At 47.8% G+C, this 15,459-nt stretch carries 15 protein-coding genes; 4 read left to right on the forward strand and 11 right to left on the reverse strand.

What is annotated here, in order from left to right; translation table 11 throughout:
- Positions 1-196: 196 nt before the first annotated feature.
- From tnpB to ACOI06_RS12295, 4 genes are all read right to left on the reverse strand, one after another.
- Positions 197-541 (reverse strand): IS66 family insertion sequence element accessory protein TnpB, encoded by a 345-nt coding sequence (gene tnpB / locus ACOI06_RS12280; RefSeq protein WP_420662884.1) that lies wholly within the window; start codon positions 539-541, stop codon positions 197-199.
- Positions 541-870, reverse strand: a complete 330-nt coding sequence (tnpA, locus tag ACOI06_RS12285; RefSeq protein WP_420662885.1) for an IS66 family insertion sequence element accessory protein TnpA — start codon at positions 868-870, stop codon at positions 541-543. Before tnpA ends, tnpB begins: the two co-directional genes overlap by 1 nt.
- Positions 871-1,607: 737 nt before the next feature.
- The gene (locus tag ACOI06_RS12290; RefSeq protein ID WP_420662886.1) at positions 1,608-2,549 is read right to left on the reverse strand and encodes a FecR family protein; all 942 of its coding nucleotides are present in this window, start codon (positions 2,547-2,549) and stop codon (positions 1,608-1,610) included.
- Positions 2,550-2,579: 30 nt separating this feature from the next.
- Positions 2,580-3,902, reverse strand: coding sequence for a surface lipoprotein assembly modifier (locus ACOI06_RS12295; RefSeq protein WP_420662887.1), 1,323 nt, complete (start codon positions 3,900-3,902; stop codon positions 2,580-2,582).
- A gap of 201 nt (positions 3,903-4,103) precedes the next feature.
- Between ACOI06_RS12295 and cpdA the strand changes: the two genes are divergently transcribed.
- Positions 4,104-4,940: a 3',5'-cyclic-AMP phosphodiesterase gene (gene cpdA / locus ACOI06_RS12300; protein ID WP_420662888.1), complete on the forward strand. Its 837-nt coding sequence runs from the start codon at positions 4,104-4,106 to the stop codon at positions 4,938-4,940.
- Positions 4,941-4,994: 54 nt separating this feature from the next.
- Here the strand turns inward: cpdA and ACOI06_RS12305 are convergent, their stop codons facing one another.
- Positions 4,995-6,611 (reverse strand): HD domain-containing phosphohydrolase, encoded by a 1,617-nt coding sequence (locus tag ACOI06_RS12305; protein ID WP_420662889.1) that lies wholly within the window; start codon positions 6,609-6,611, stop codon positions 4,995-4,997.
- Between the two features lie 265 nt (positions 6,612-6,876).
- On the opposite strand from ACOI06_RS12305, the gene ACOI06_RS12310 reads away from it, so the two are divergent.
- The 3 genes from ACOI06_RS12310 (at position 6,877) to ACOI06_RS12320 (ending at position 9,849) form a co-directional block, all read left to right on the forward strand.
- Positions 6,877-7,335, forward strand: a complete 459-nt coding sequence (locus ACOI06_RS12310) for a GNAT family N-acetyltransferase (protein ID WP_420662929.1) — start codon at positions 6,877-6,879, stop codon at positions 7,333-7,335.
- Positions 7,336-7,552: 217 nt separating this feature from the next.
- Positions 7,553-8,791 (forward strand): MFS transporter, encoded by a 1,239-nt coding sequence (locus ACOI06_RS12315; protein ID WP_420662890.1) that lies wholly within the window; start codon positions 7,553-7,555, stop codon positions 8,789-8,791.
- A gap of 116 nt (positions 8,792-8,907) precedes the next feature.
- On the forward strand, positions 8,908-9,849 hold the full coding sequence (locus tag ACOI06_RS12320) for a hypothetical protein (protein ID WP_420662891.1): 942 nt from the start codon (positions 8,908-8,910) through the stop codon (positions 9,847-9,849).
- 35 nt (positions 9,850-9,884) lie between these two features.
- On the opposite strand, the gene ACOI06_RS12325 is transcribed toward ACOI06_RS12320, so the two are convergent.
- The 6 genes from ACOI06_RS12325 to ubiU form a co-directional block, all read right to left on the reverse strand.
- Positions 9,885-11,630 (reverse strand): DUF2326 domain-containing protein, encoded by a 1,746-nt coding sequence (locus ACOI06_RS12325; protein ID WP_420662892.1) that lies wholly within the window; start codon positions 11,628-11,630, stop codon positions 9,885-9,887.
- Positions 11,627-11,854 carry an ABC-three component system middle component 6 gene (locus ACOI06_RS12330; RefSeq protein ID WP_420662893.1) on the reverse strand — a complete coding sequence of 76 codons (228 nt, stop codon included), beginning with the start codon at positions 11,852-11,854 and terminating at the stop codon, positions 11,627-11,629. Before ACOI06_RS12330 ends, ACOI06_RS12325 begins: the two co-directional genes overlap by 4 nt.
- On the reverse strand, positions 11,851-12,477 hold the full coding sequence (locus tag ACOI06_RS12335; protein WP_420662894.1) for an HNH endonuclease: 627 nt from the start codon (positions 12,475-12,477) through the stop codon (positions 11,851-11,853). Before ACOI06_RS12335 ends, ACOI06_RS12330 begins: the two co-directional genes overlap by 4 nt.
- A 300-nt stretch (positions 12,478-12,777) precedes the next feature.
- Complete coding sequence (gene ubiT / locus ACOI06_RS12340) at positions 12,778-13,263, reverse strand: ubiquinone anaerobic biosynthesis accessory factor UbiT (RefSeq protein ID WP_420662895.1); 486 nt, start codon at positions 13,261-13,263, stop codon at positions 12,778-12,780.
- Between the two features lie 48 nt (positions 13,264-13,311).
- Complete coding sequence (gene ubiV / locus ACOI06_RS12345) at positions 13,312-14,232, reverse strand: ubiquinone anaerobic biosynthesis protein UbiV (protein WP_420662896.1); 921 nt, start codon at positions 14,230-14,232, stop codon at positions 13,312-13,314.
- Positions 14,233-14,270: 38 nt separating this feature from the next.
- Positions 14,271-15,314: a ubiquinone anaerobic biosynthesis protein UbiU gene (ubiU, locus tag ACOI06_RS12350; protein ID WP_420662897.1), complete on the reverse strand. Its 1,044-nt coding sequence runs from the start codon at positions 15,312-15,314 to the stop codon at positions 14,271-14,273.
- Between the last annotated feature and the right edge of the window lie 145 nt (positions 15,315-15,459).

Here is a 15,459-nt window from a genome sequence, read left to right on the forward strand (position 1 = left end):
AGTGCCTCAACCTGCTGCTGTAAAAGTTGGTTTGATTGCACGAGTTCAGCCACCTGTTCCTGGGTCACGAATGTGCCGGAAACCGAATCGGTTGGGACGGTGTTTTGCGCTGAACTCATGAGCTAAATTATACCATTATCTCCTTGTTTTTGAAAGAGTTTTATGCGTTATTTTCTGCTGTTTTGATCATTATTTCCTAGACCTTTGGGAGTCGGAATCGCAACTTCTGACGCTTGGGCTCAATGCCTTCCAGAAGTAGCTTTAAAGCCGTCCAATCAATCTCCCTAGACGTGATCTCATTCCAGTTTGAAATAAACCGGCCACGCTCCAACCGTTTGGCCCAGATACAGAAACCGGTTCGATCCCAGTACAGAACCTTCATCTGATTGGCGCGTCGATTGATAAACACAAACAGTGCGCCAGACAGCGGATTCAGCTGCATCGCATGCCGGACCATGGCGTACAGACCATCAAAGGACTTGCGCATATCGACAGGCTGACCGTAAAGGTGAACCTGGATGTTGCCTTCAGGAAAGAACATCAGCGGCGTGACAGCGTGAGAACCACGCCATCTCCAAGATCCAGCCGTAACTCCAGACTCGATGACTGGTTTAAATTAATTGCACCAATGTCTAAAAAATCAGATGACTTGGGCTGCGCTTCAGACTGAATGGCATTGTTCAGACTAGGCTGTGAGGTCACACTGCTTTTACGCAATTTAGATAGCCACTTGCAAAAGGTGGAATACGCAATCTTTCTTTGCTGACAAAAGGCTTTGATGGTGGTGTTTTCTGCTTTGTATTGGTGCACCAGCGTGCACCATTCGTCGTAGCTGCGGACTTGAGGGGTTTGTAGTTTTTTTGCGGACATGTTCTAAAACAAATAAAAGTTGATCATGCCCAACAGTTTGATGCTTTCTAACGCGTAGCACCATCACGCCGATGCGGCAACGCTTACACCTGACCTGAGGCAATTGCCGTCACATCGCCGCGCACAAAATGCACCGTGGCTGCGGGGTCTGTTTGTGCATATGCACCGGCCGTCACAACAACTGAGCCGATGAGCACAGTCATCAAGCGCTTTCTTATCCACATCAGGTTTCCCTACTCTTTATCTACGAGAGCAACCGTATCGCTTCAAAACAGCTTACTTCTGATTAAATTGGTACTGAAATCATGTTAGTGATGCAACAGCCAATTAGATCTAATTGGCTGTTGTATTGAGGATAAATAGATAACTTTTAATGCAGGGTTCGCGTGACACAGTGGCTATTCAAGCGCGCACATCAGATCCGAACGCCGCGCCTTTTGTGTGATCAGAAAACAAACACGAGCACAACCCGAATACGCCTATCGTATTGCGATAATCGTCGCCACACAACTAATAATTTTGCAGGGCACCCCACGACGACACAGTGTTAGCCGATCTATCAGGAGACATCGGCACCGACATCGCCCACAGACAGACTAAACACCGAAAACCTGAATCTCTTGAGAGGGCTGTTTGTTCCGGCAGTTCTACACACAATGCGCGTCGCTTGATACGCCGCTTCACACTTTTGTAGCCAAAAGGCCGCGCCATAACGACTAAGCTATTAGACTGTCGTATCAGTGCTCGTACCCAGGTGGATACTCTCCCTCATAGCCAGGTGGATACTCTCCCTCATAGCCAGGTGGATATTCTCCCTCGTAACCGGGTGGATATTCTCCCTCGTAACCGGGTAGATATTCTCCTTCTGTTGGCCCTGTTGGATCAAAACCTGGCAATGTCCCCGGATCACTCACACTGGTCACAAAGTCTTGGATCATCATGCCGTCGGTACTGACGATATCTTGATGATCATTTTGTGTGCCCATTGCACCGTCACTATCCAAACCTTGTGCCAAGGCTGGGGCTGATGGTGAGGACGAAGGAGACGATGAAGGCGAAGAAGCGGGTGCCAAGCCAAGATCAACTGGTGGCTCCTCAGACAAACGAGGTGCTGTTTCAAACGTGACTTCAGCACTATGGCCAGACGGCACGTCCAACGATCCGTGATCGTTGGTCAAAACGATTCGTCCTTCACCCACATGAACCCGTAACGTATCTGCAGGAAATAAAACAGCGGTGTATTGTGTGCCTCGAATCCCCAGTGTGGCAACCGGTGTTTTGAGTTGATAGTCTTCATGACGGACTTTACCAATTGCGCCTGAAACTGTACGTAATCCGCCTTTGAGCAAACCAAAGATCGCCGTCTCGGTTTCCCCTTCTTTGTAAAAATAGTCTTCCACTACAAAGACAGAGTCAGCCATTAACGAGACTAAACCGCCATCCGTAAATCGCATCTGAATACGAGATTGATCACCCGTTTCAATACGTTCTTTGCGGTAAATCCGGTCTGACTTCTGAAGTGCGCGATCAGCTTGCCCTGACATAATCGCCGTGACATCACCGCGCACAAAATGCACTGTAGCTGCGGGGTCTGTTTGCGCGTATGCACCGGCCGTCACCACGATTGAGCCGATGAGCACAGTCATTAAGCGTTTTTGAATCCACATAAGGTCACCCATTCTTTATTTCACTGAGGCGATCCAATCGCTTCAAAACAGTTCGTATCTCAAATTGATGCTAAAAACATGGCGGTCATACTGGTACAACGGCATGTTCGAACTGCTCTTGTTGTAGTTGTATTGAGGACGAATCGAGAGTTTTCGGTTAATTGACCAAGTTGCTCCCAAGCTGACGTCATAGAAAGTTTCTTGGCGACTTTTAAGAAATAAAGGATTCTGGCCTCGATAATGCCGATCTTCAATCCCGAAGCTCGCATTCAGTTGCAATTGCGGCATCGCCAGATACCGAATCCCTAGACGCGCACCAACCAGATCAAAACTGTAATGTTTTGCTAGAGGTCCTTGGTTGACGGTCTCTTGGGCACCACCATACACGTTGGCATACACAAGCCCTCTGTCATTCAACACACCTTGCCACCAAGTGAGGCCACCCACATACCGATGCGCGTTACGCAGACCGTTATTAGGGTTTTGTGTGGTGCTGCTGTAGTTCAAGCGTGTGTACTGAGCCCAGGCACCGATTTCTGAGTTATTCGACAACGAATACGTATATTGCCCCAGCATACCCACTGTATTACGGTAGCTGTCACCTCGCAACCGATAGTTTTGTGCGAGTAATTTCACGACAAACCGATGGCTGTCGATTTGTTTGGAAACCCCAACACTGAGATCACCCACTAGGGTATTAAAGTCACTCGTCTCAAAGTTTCCAGTACCGGACAAATCCATCTGCGTAAGAAAGCGCCAGCCTTCTCCGAGGGGTGTCGAATAGCGCAGGCTGTAACGTGCAGACGCAAAGCCACTTTCTTTACGCTTGTTTTCAGGTCTCAGACGCATCATGCCAGGACCTAAGCCTGGAATCAGCATGTTCTCTTGCGACGTGACTGCATTGATATTCGTATCAAACCCAATGCCGAACTGAAGATAAGACGACAGGCGCGTGTCTGAGTCCTGAGTCGCCATGCCACCAATCATGTCGGCATATTCACTCACTGTTTGTTGAACCGCGGTATCAGGGTGCGCACGCAAGGAATGCAAATAACTGCGCGCATTGTCTGGGTCATTTAATGCAATATACGCCTTGCTCATCGAAAGCTGACAGGACACACGGTTGGGATCAACCTCAAGACACCGCTCAAGCGCAAATAAAGCGATCGATGGCTGGTTTGTGGCCAACGCAGCGCGTCCATAGACATCATCAAATGCCGGTTCACCGGCTAGTTTCATCTCAAGAGGCTCGAGCTGCTTCAAGGCGGCCGCGCCCTGCCCCGCATCCAGAAACTCACGTGCTTTTTTTAATTGTTGTTCATCGTTTTTTGAGAGCGTTGTTTGTGCCAGACTGCTCGCAGACACGGCACTTAGCACCACAACAGTTAAACAAGAAATAAAGGGCTTTATGAACGTCAATGGCATGGAAACTGTGTCTACACTTTTGAAAAATAAAAACTTATCTAAGTAACCAAATTCTTAGTCGCTAAGTACCATTCTATGGCAACCTAACGACATTGCATCTAATATGCTGATGCGAGAGTCCATTCAAAAGCTTTTAGACTTATGCCAACACAAAAAAATCAACAAGCAATCGATCAAAAAAGTGTCGAAATCATTCAGCTGACAGATCCTCACCTTTTTGAGAACCTACAGGGGAAACTACTCGGTGTCGAGACCGAGAAAACCCTGATGGGTGTGCTGGCGCATATCAAAACTCACCCATCCGAACCAGACCTCTTACTGTTAAGTGGTGATCTCGCTCAAAGTGGGCACGCCCAAGTGTATGCACGTCTAGAAAGCCTTTTTCAAGACATCGCTCCAGAAATTCGCGCAATACCCGGCAATCACGACGATCCCGCCCTCATGCAATCCATTCTTCCACAGAGCTGGTGCGAACCAGTCACAGACATCGGCACTTGGCGAATTATTTGTCTGGACTCCAGCATCCGCCGCTCCAACGCAGGCACGCTACATGAAGATCAGTTGCAACTCATCGAACAAAGCTGTCAGCAATCACCTGACCGTCATGTATTGCTCGCGGTTCATCACAACCCCATTCCAATGGGCAGCACTTGGCTCGACCCAATGATGATCGACAATGCAGATCAATTAATGACCTTAGTGGGACGTTTTGCCAACATTAAGGCCATCACTTGGGGTCATGTTCACCAAGCTTTTGACAGTGTGTACGCATTCGGTGCGCGCCGAGCCCCTGTGCGACTTTTATCCACACCTGCCACGTCGATTCAATTCGCCGTCAATAGCGCCAATTTTGCACTTGATGATGTGCCCCCCGGATATCGTCAATTGAGCTTAAGAGAAGACGGTAATATCGAGACAAAAGTGATTCGTGTTCCCATTGAAGGCATCACGCCCGACTGGAAAAGTGGTGGTTATTGAGCAACGCAACTAAAGAATCTTCTCATTCGTTGCTTATCACTCATTAATCGTCAATCATTGATCAGGGGTGCTCGTCAGCGCGTATTCAGACGCATCGCTCACATCAATCTGAGCAGCCTGCAAATACTCATCGGCATATTTAAGCCAGACGCCGTGCTCAATAAAGAGCTGATAAAGATCGGGATCCAAATGTCCGGTCTGCGCCATATTACGCAAAATAGACAAAGCTTGTGACAGTTTCATGGGCTCTTTATAAGGGCGGTCTTGCGCCGTTAAAGCCTCAAACACGTCGGCAATTGCCATCATCCTGGCAGGCCAAGACATCTCTTCGCCACGCAACCCTTTTGGGTAACCACGACCATCGACGCGCTCATGATGCCCCCCGGCATACTCAGGGACTCGTTGCAAGGAACGAGGAAATGGCAAAGCCTCCAACATATTGATTGTGACCACAATATGGTCATTGATTCGCTCTCGCTCCTGAGCGCTCAACGTTCCACGGGAAATACAGAGCAGTGACACTTCGTCAGGTGTCAGAATCGGTTGCTCTTGGCCATGCACATCTACCCATGTGTGAGTCGCAATTTCTTTAACCCGAGCCTGATCTTCTTCACGCATAAACTCAGCACCCAAATTGCACTTTTCTAAAAAAACACAGTCCGCTTGCAGTTGCTCTACCTGAGCCTGCACTTCAGGCGAGCGCGGATCATCCGCATTGAGCTGAGTCTGCGCAATCAGCGCTGCAAACCGCGCTTTAATGGTTTCGATACTATCAGTTAACAGCTGTAATTTGGTGGCTTTGTCCAGTAGCGTATCGGGTGTCGACAGCTTGCCGCAATCATGTAACCAAGAGGCAACATGCAATTCATACCACTCGTCTTCCGTCAGAGAGAAATCAACCAACGGGCCTTCGGTGGCATCGCAAGCCGCCTGTGCCAGCAAACTGGTCAGATGCGGTACGCGCTGACAATGTCCTGAAGTGTGTGCAGATTTGGCATCAATCGCTTGTGCAATGACCTGTACAAACGCATCGAGCAAATCTTTGTGGCCTTTCAGAAGAATCTGATTATTTAAAGTGATGGCAGCTGCCGAAGCCAAAGCACCTACTGCCGCTTCCATCTCATCACCAAACGGAATCACTTCACCGGTTGTGGGGTCTTGCGCATTCAAAAGCTGCAAGACGCCAATGACATCACCTTCATGATTAATCAGTGGCAGCGTAAACATGGACTTTGAGCGATAACCGGTACTTTGATCAAATTGACGGGTACCAGAAAAATCAAAGTCTCGTGCTTCATACACGTCTGGCAAACGGGTCGCACGCCCACTATGAAACGTATATGCACACACATGTTGCTTGTTGGGTGTACCTTCCGGCAGATATAAAGGCACCGGCGCAAACGTCACAGGCTGTTCACTGCCTGCCCCCATGTAGACGCCAAGCTCAGTGTTGTTCACAACTTCAAAGCGCAAACAGGGCGGATCTTCGTGATGGTCAACGGTGTAAAGTGTGCCACCCTGGGCACCCGTCAAACGTTGCGCGGCCTCGATAATTTGCACATAGAGAAGCGCAATATCGCGCTGCCCAGACAAAGAAATCATGAGCTCAATCAGCTTACTCAGTAGCGCCTGCTGAGGTTGATCCTGCGTTATCACAGGTACATCTGCCATTTTGCACGTCCTTTCGTTCATGGTTTTTGCCACATGCATCTAACACCTAGCTTATGGCCTGATGTTGTTTAGCTCACCACTAAGCATAGCCCTGAGCGCTCTAAAAGGCGAACAGTTTGCATTGATTCAATAAAAAGCCATCTTGATCACAGTTTCTCATTTTACAGGCAAGGATCACATAACATATTGATATCATTATGCTGGAAGTCCCCTTTTATAGTCTGGATAAAGCGAACTGATGCCCTGCATTTCAATCCGATCACTGATGCCCTCAGACACATCATCATTGACGGTGCTCCTTCATCTGGCAGTACATTCGACTGCACCACAACACTATACGCACACACAGGTCGCGGCATGGAGTCCTGCGCCCATGACGGCTCATCAATTTTTAGCACGTCTCACCGAACACTATTCGGTCTTTGTCGCTGTGGACGCACAGGATGAACCGATGGGTTTTATTGAATTGCGCACAGAAGATCAGAATGGTTATATCGACTGCTTCTACTGTCACCCGGATTACGCGCATCAGGGTATTGGTCGTCAACTATATGACACACTCATTCAAGAGGCTCAGACACTACACCTGCAGCAACTTCAAGTACATAGCAGCCTAGCGGCCAAGTCATTTTTTACAAAACGAGGGTTTGAAGAGATACGTCAAGAAACAGTCGTGCGCAACGGTTCTGAGCTGCACAACTTTTTGATGCAACGAACGTTGTAGTGCCATCAAATCAGCGGGGTTTTTATTGTGATCCAAATACGCTAACTGGCATCTAACGACTCTTACAAACGACTGAAATACACAAAACTGCTTTGAAGTGCCACTACCCTCTAGAAAGCCACATCTGTCTTTTGCTTGTATGATGAACATGTAAGAGCTCCTGAACAATGATCAGGTTCTTCGAATCTAATTACCCGCTCAAAACGCCGAGGTCCGAATGACAGACGCACAACGCCAACAGGCCTCTAATTACAAAATCGCCATACTTGTCGTTGCGCTGGCGTTTGTCTTCAACTTTCTGGGTCGTGGTGTTGGCAATACTTACATGGCCTTTCTGGTGCCACTGGATCGTGAATACGAATGGACTCGCACGGCCACAGCCAGTGTCTATTCGTTTTACATGCTGGCCAGTGCATTAGCTGCCCCGTTGGTGGGTGTCATTTTTGATCGATTTGGACCTCGCATTGTGTACAGAAGCGGGCTCATCATCATGGGCTGTGCTTATTTGCTCGCAAGCCATCTGACTGAGCTTTGGCAACTCTATCTGTTGGTGGGCGTTCTCAGTGGGATTTCTGTCTCCGCGTTAGGGATGATTCCTGCATCTGCATTGATTGGTCGTTGGTATCAAAAAGGCACCAGCACAGCCATCGGCATCGCCTACGCCGGATTTGGTGCAGGCAATTTACTGATCGTGCCTTTTTCTCAATACATGATCAGCACTGAAGGTTGGCGAGCCGGCTATGAAGTGTTGGGTGCAATCTTACTGATTTGCGTTCCGTTCACGTTTCTGTTGCCCTGGAATCGCATCAAAGCAGGCTCTCCTGACTACCAACCGGTCAAGGCTGAATCCGACCAAAGTCAAAAGCGCACAGCACTTCTAAAATCCGCCATGAAAACTCCTGATTTTTGGTCACTAGTAGTTGTCGTGTTTTTTGCGTCTTTTGCGGTGTTTGTGGTGATGGTGCAAGCCATTATCTTTTTAGTCGATCATGGGTTTAGTGCGACCCATGCGGCGGCTGCCTTTGGTATCACGGGCATGCTGTCTGTGTTTGGCATGGTGTCAATTGGTTGGCTACTGCATCACTTTGGCAACCGCAACGTTGTGACATTTTCATTCTTGTTAACGTTCATCGGCACAGTCTTCATTTACATCTTGTCTTACAAGCACAGTCCTATCATCTTGTGGCTTTATGTGTTGACGTTTGGTTTATCGCAAGGTGTGCGCGGACCTATCGTGTCTGTCATCTGCACAAGACTATATGCAGGATCCGCACACGCTACGATTTATGGCACGATCTCTGCGTTAGGTACTTTAGGCTCAGCAACGGGTGCATGGGCCTCGGGCTTCCTGTACGATTATTCAGGCGAATATCGACTCGGGTTTATGGCGGGCATGGTCAGTGTTTTCTTGGGTGCAATTCCGTTTTTGGTGAACAAAAAAATCGCCAACGCATGATGCAAAAATATAGAGTCAAGCGAATAACCAAGTAAACCAGCCAGTCTATTACACGCCTAACACCATCTCATAACTGGCAAAGCCACGCAATCTTAGTTTTTTTAGGGGGTTCAACCATGTCCAGCAGCAAACATCCCGTCGCACAAGCGCTTGAAGAAGCCCTACAAAACCAATCTTTTGACACGCTCGAAGAATTACAAGCGTTTGCGCAAGCCTTTATGAATCAACAAAATCACCAAGCCCCTGAAGAGTTTCATGGGCTTTCACCCGAGCAAATGCACAAAGTTCTGCATATGCCGTTTGATTGCCCTGAGCTTGTTGAATTTCAAGATCGAGTCCCACTCGCAGACTGTCAGGACACACCTTTTTTCTGGTTGTTTGCACAACTGATTGAAGCCATCGGTGAAAAAGGACTTAAACCCACGGCCACAGGCAATCTACCCAGAAACCTTTGCCGTAGTTTAGTTCCGCTTTATCGAGAGAAATTTTCACACATGAAACACGGATGGATCGGCCCTATCAACACGGAAGCCGACTTCCAAGAGCTAAATACCGTGCGCGTTGTCGCAGAACTCGCGGGTCTGATCCGAAAGTACAAAGGTAAATTCATACTCAGCCAGAAGTGCCGCAACCTCCTCACCAAACATGAAGGTGCGGAACTCTATCCCTTCATCCTTAAAACAAGCTTGAGAAAATATAACTGGGGTTACCAGGATGGCCATGCGGAATTCGCATTCATACAACACTCCGCATTATTTTCAATCTATCTGTTGCATAAATATGGGGATACGCCTCGGCCAATCGAGTTTTACTCAGATGCATTTTTGAATGCATTTCCCATGATTCTTCATGAAGTCCCACCATCAGACTATCATTTCAACGAACCCGCAGAAGTGATCAGTCGCGCGTATCAACTCAGAGTGCTGGATCGTTTTGCGAGCTTTATGGGACTAGCTCAACTTCACTATGCACCGAATCCCGACTCGACCTCTTATATGGACAAAGAGTTAGTCACCGTCACCAAAACACCGTTACTGGATCAGTGTTGGAAGTTTTAAGTATGCATGTGGGTGGGAGAAGTCATCACTTTCAATCAGTATCGAAATCCCAAAAGACTCCCACCGGCATCAGTGTCTGTCAGCCTGATCCGAATTAGACGTTCGAAATCAAAATCTGGCGAAAAGTCATTGGCCGGAACCATGTCGGAATTCAGGGTAAAAATGTACTGAAAACCATATTTCTCTGACATGACAGCTGCCAATTCAAGCGCATGGGCACGTTGTCTTGGATCGACACCATCAAAGATGGTGCTGTCATGAATGAGAAAATCAATACCCAAGCCGCGTTTTCTCGCAAAGCAGATCAACATCAGGTCATAGCAAAATATTTTCATCTTGCAAATTCCTTCGCTAGGGCTGCCCGCAATCTCGACATCAAACTTGTAACCCACATCATCAATATCGATGACTAGGCAACCTGGCGATTTATATAGACACTCAGAAAACTCTGAAAACAAACGAAGCGCTTGTGACCAAAGTGCTCGCCGTTCTTCGTAATCCAACGTGGTTGCAAGTTTGAGTTCAACAGTTTCTACCTTTATTGAATCGATCTTTGTGGTCATCTGACGCAGTTGAGAAATACGATTTGTTAATTCATGGATACCAGCTTGCGTAGCCGCATGGAGTTCTTGCAAATCTGTAAGCTCATCAAGTGCGCCTTGACCAGACAACACCGAAAGATAACTGGCCCGCATATCCGTTAGAGACACAATTTGACTGTCTCGTTTAGATATCGCTTCTTCCAAGGCGCACACCTCATTTGCAATGAATGTGCGGCGATTAGAAATGATTTTTTCATTAAAAGCCCGTGCTTCTGACAGTACTTTCTTGACTGTGTCTGACAAGACAACCCGGGCTTCTTCGTACAGTGCCTCGAGACGCTCATTTGTCGGCTCGTCTTCGGTGGCAAGTGATTCGTTATAGCGATTGAGCCGACGCTTATCAACGACATTCGCATTCACCAGCGCATGAATATCGGTTGTTAAAACATTGATTTGTTTTTCAATCTCGCGATATTGCGGCAGGACACGAAAGCTTGATAATGCCTCGCGCTCACGCTCCAATCGTGTTGTCAAACGCAACCGCTCCGCTTCGAGTTCCCCGAGCGAAGCTAATTCGCCATCCACAGCGCCTGTTTTGATGGCATTTTTTAATGCATCTAAAACCTTTTTTTGATCTTTCAGTACCTGCCACATCGCAGCCTTTTCCCAGTCCAATCCAAGTAGGAATGCGTTATGCAGCTGAATGTCCCAAGTTTTTTGAGCGTCAAAATACTTAAATGGCGTGTTGTAAGCCGCAGCCTGATTTCGAATGAAGTACGAAAGCAAGGATCGCACCGATGGCTTATAGGCAAGCCCCGAAGCTATTTCATCAAGCGCAAACATCGCCCAAGCGAGTACCAACCTCCATTTTTTGATATCCAGACAACGTTGCCCGTCCTTGTTCTCACAGGGCTGAATCGGCCATTCTGAAGTTGAACCATCGATCACCACAAAACCCGGTGTGTCCGTTGCTCGACTGACAGCCACATCATTACCCCCAATCGCAAGCTCAAGCGTAAACATCCATCCCTGCAAACTCTCAGTTCGCAGTCCCTTGCCGGGAGACACGTGACTAGCCAAGCAGAAATCAATAATTTCAATCAGAGTCGATTTCCCCAAAGCGTTCGTGGTGTCTTTTTGACTCGACCCAATAGAACGATCAGCAACCACAAGATTCACACCCGGGGTGAATATGACTTGATGGAAACCTTTACGATTAGCGCACACCGCCTTAATCATGATTTGGCTTTCGCAATTAAGTCATCTTGTATGTCGATCGCTCCGATAAGGTAAAGAAGATCAGAAACAAGCACAAAGCGTTCAAAAGTACCGACATTGGACTCTGAGCGCAGCCTCTCCCATAGATTAGAAACCGTCATCGGTTCCTTCAAATGTGAAAGGATCGTGGCACCAACACCTATCAGAGCCTCATTTGGGGAAATATACTTTGTCGGCAGAATCATGATTCGAAAACATCACAAATTTCAAATAGATAAATCAACACCGCCAAACCAGCCGTTCGGTCTGCCTGCCGGCACATGCCTCGTTGAGAAAAATCACACATCAATTCAAAGAGCTCATCGCTTTTATGGCCTACCTTGCGAAGATAGCAGTAATGCTCCAGAAATCCTGCTTTGAGACGTCCGGGGAAATCAGGATCCTGTTGTGCTTCGGCCTCGATATAGTCTGAAACCGTTGTAAGTGACATGAGACCACAAGCAATAATGTGTCGCGATCCATTCGAAAGCTCGTTCTTTCTGATCTTCTCTTCTGGCGAAACTAGTTCAAACGAACCATTTCCTGCAGGAACCTGACTGGAAATCCAAGACACAGCATTTTCAAGCTCTGGAAATGCGACATCGGCAAATGCCACTTCTAACGCCATTCGTACTTTTGCCTCATGCGAGGCTTTTAGCGTTTGGAGCATTGAAACAGACCAATCAACCTCAGCTTTATCAATGACGATATGATGATCAGCACACAGATAAATCAAATTGTGGACACTATCTCTTTGCTCATCCGTCATTGAGGCTTCATAACGTGCCGCACTTGGTTTTTCACCACAAATATGGGCCGCCTCGCCCACATAAATGTCACGACCAGATTTTGATTCATGCGTTAGATGCTTGCTGCATTTGGGAAACGCACAAACACCACCACTTCGAAAAGCCAGAATGATTCTGGTTGGGTAACTAACACTCATACTACTCGGCTTGGGCTTTTGTCTTTCAATAGGCTAACTATGACAGATCAACTTTGTATCTGAATCTGTATTCACATTGATTTTGACAACTTAGCGTTGCAACAAACATCAAAATCTAAGTTTAATTTTAAATCAATTTGTCATAAAACACTCACCAACAAAAAGTCTGTCAAGCCGTTCAAATCACAGCCGCATTCGAGATCTCAGTTGCGTTTTTACACCCATGAACGTATCGGATAAGACTGCTCGTGGCTTCAGTACCTGTAGATCAATGGCATCCAAGGAGTTCTTTAAAATCAGTCCCAGTTCTGTGTCCCCTTCAATCATTAGACGTCTACTAAAGAACAACGTATCTGGATCTTCTTGTCGTTGCATGAGCACGTAAAAGTCCTTTGCAGTAGCTGCAAATGTGACATCTGGGGTTTGTTCAGACAGTTTGACCGACTCAAACGCGTGACCATTCCAGCTGTAATCCAGCTTCAAATCTATATCCAGCACATGGACGCGTAATGTCTTGCCATCGATGTATTCCAATGTGTCCTCGGGCAAATGTTTCACCAAAACCCAGTTCAGTCCCATGACGAAGCATTGCGTCACAGGAATCCGCACAAACCGGGAAGCCATGCTTATAAAGCCCGGCATCTTGCGCGCTTCAAGTGGTTGCATCATGAATATTTCCTAAAAATTATGTTTCACAAAGCTTGCGGACAGCACGCCTCAAAGCGCCTCTGTGTATGCCAGTTGATGCTGGTTCGGATCCACTTCATTCAAACCCGCCTGTCCATACCAAAAGCCGTTACAGGGTCTTGCAGGCATCAGTGGCATTAGATCTTGATAAGCCTGATGTGCATCCACTTGGCCATCCAGCACAGAACGAAACATTCGCACAACCTGCTCCATATTCTGAGACTGGGGGCTGAGCTGGATCACATCGACACCTAGTGATTGCAGTTCATCGAGCTCCCGAATCAAGTTGTAGACCAGCGCGGATTGCGTCTGAATACCGTTAATCGTCAAAAACTCTTGCGCTTCCCGTGTCTGCATCAGCAAACCATCTGGATAGTCTCGACAGACATACTGACAGTTGTCTTTGGGATAGTTGCGATACCTCGCTGTAAAGCAGCGCGCAGAAAACGCCAGTGGCATACGTCCATAGACAAACACTTCAGTTTGCAGACTTGGGGCTCGGGCTTGCTGTAACAGCTGCAAGCCGTCACGACCCATTTCCAATGGCATGGTCCAACGCACTGCACCGAGTCGGGCAATCAAATCAAGCGTTGGTGGGTTGTAAATATTTAAGAACGGACCCGCAACAAAAGGCTTACCTTCCATCTTATGCACCGCCCCCATATCATTGGCCTGTACAAGGTACTGGGGGTTTGCAACTATTTTGTGGAGTGTTTTAAGTTCATGGCCAGACTCCAGAAGAACCTGAGTCGACATGATCGGAACTTTGCCGGCATCGGTTAATAACTCAGCAATATCCAACCAGTCTTGCAAACGCAATTCATGGCGGCGCGAACAAACAGTTTCACCCAGGTACACGATGTCGACAGGCCACTGGGCGGCATCCGCATAAAAAGCCAGAGTATCCACACGCGGCCAGTAGTACTGCAGCGGTCCAAGTGCAATTTTCATGAGAATTCCTTACAAATACAGTATGCAGAACACAGCGTTCATTTCCAGGGGCGGTGATAGGCACCTAACGTATGTTGTTGCCCCTCGGCGACTTTATTAAGCTCATTCATCCAGGCTGGATGGACCGAGTAACGGCTTTGTTGTTGTCTGGCCTGATCGATGGCTTGGCGCCAAACACGCGTGACCTGAGCGACATAAGCTGGACTACGCTGGCGGCCTTCAATCTTGACCGCGCGCACGCCCATTGCCATCAAACGTGGCAAAAGCTCCAAGGTGTTTAGACTGGTGGGTTCTTCTAGTGCGTAATACGTTTCTTCATTCACGTCAAAACGGCCTTTACACAGCGTGGGATACCCAGCATTTTCTTCATCGCCATAACGGTCAATGAGCACACCGTTTAAACGCGACTCCAGCCCCTTGGGTGTTTGATGCCAACGGACATGTTTGGCAGGTGAGCACACACCATGCGTATTGGGCGACTTACCGGCTGCATAGGAAGACAGTGCGCAGCGCCCCTCCACCATCACGCATAAACTACCGAACCCAAAGACTTCGATTTCAACGGTTGTGTGGCGACATACATCTTCGACCTGCGCAATCGACAACACCCGCGGCAGCACCACACGTGAAATCCCAAAGTGTTTCTGATAAAAGCGAATCGCTTCGTAATTCGTTGCTGATCCCTGAACTGAGAGATGTAGCCGTAAGTCTGGATGCTGTTCACTGGCGTAAGCCATCAGACCTGCATCGGCAATAATCATGGCATCGACTCCAATGCCAGCAGCGCGGTCAACCGCTGAACGCCAATTCTCCCAAGCGTGTGGTTGTGCATACGTGTTTAGAGCCAGCAACACCTTGCAGTTGCGATCATGGGCGTACTGAATCCCTTGTTCAATGCTGCGTTGGTCAAAATTTAAACCCGCAAAGTTTCGGGCATTGGTCACATCCCTAAATCCTAGATAAACACAATCGGCACCCTCGTCCACTGCGGCTTTTAACGCGGGCAGACTACCCGCTGGGCAAACCAAATCAAAAGTCTGTTCGTGCGCCTCAGACTCAGACGCTATTGTTTGATGAAACATCGCATGATCCTTTAAAACAGGAAAACCAAGAGGTGCAGTCGGTGCTCCGTCAGATCACGCAGTCGTGCCTACGCAATATCAACTCAGACTGTCAGCTGCACCTGACAGAATCGATATCGCAGCCTCGATGACTGCCTCTTGAGGA

Source organism: Orrella sp. 11846, assembly GCF_048820935.1.
Classification (GTDB): domain Bacteria; phylum Pseudomonadota; class Gammaproteobacteria; order Burkholderiales; family Burkholderiaceae_B; genus Algicoccus.

Coding starts and splice junctions, on each gene's coding strand:
- tnpB (WP_420662884.1), bottom strand. CDS start 541: ATGTTCTTTCCTGAAGGCAACATCCAGGTTCACCTTTACGGTCAGCCT.
- tnpA (WP_420662885.1), bottom strand. CDS start 870: ATGTCCGCAAAAAAACTACAAACCCCTCAAGTCCGCAGCTACGACGAA.
- ACOI06_RS12290 (WP_420662886.1), bottom strand. CDS start 2,549: ATGGGTGACCTTATGTGGATTCAAAAACGCTTAATGACTGTGCTCATC.
- cpdA (WP_420662888.1), top strand. CDS start 4,104: ATGCCAACACAAAAAAATCAACAAGCAATCGATCAAAAAAGTGTCGAA.
- ACOI06_RS12305 (WP_420662889.1), bottom strand. CDS start 6,611: ATGGCAGATGTACCTGTGATAACGCAGGATCAACCTCAGCAGGCGCTA.
- ACOI06_RS12310 (WP_420662929.1), top strand. CDS start 6,877: ATGCCCTCAGACACATCATCATTGACGGTGCTCCTTCATCTGGCAGTA.
- ACOI06_RS12315 (WP_420662890.1), top strand. CDS start 7,553: ATGACAGACGCACAACGCCAACAGGCCTCTAATTACAAAATCGCCATA.
- ACOI06_RS12320 (WP_420662891.1), top strand. CDS start 8,908: ATGTCCAGCAGCAAACATCCCGTCGCACAAGCGCTTGAAGAAGCCCTA.
- ACOI06_RS12325 (WP_420662892.1), bottom strand. CDS start 11,630: ATGATTAAGGCGGTGTGCGCTAATCGTAAAGGTTTCCATCAAGTCATA.
- ACOI06_RS12330 (WP_420662893.1), bottom strand. CDS start 11,854: ATGATTCTGCCGACAAAGTATATTTCCCCAAATGAGGCTCTGATAGGT.
- ubiT (WP_420662895.1), bottom strand. CDS start 13,263: ATGATGCAACCACTTGAAGCGCGCAAGATGCCGGGCTTTATAAGCATG.
- ubiV (WP_420662896.1), bottom strand. CDS start 14,232: ATGAAAATTGCACTTGGACCGCTGCAGTACTACTGGCCGCGTGTGGAT.
- ubiU (WP_420662897.1), bottom strand. CDS start 15,314: ATGTTTCATCAAACAATAGCGTCTGAGTCTGAGGCGCACGAACAGACT.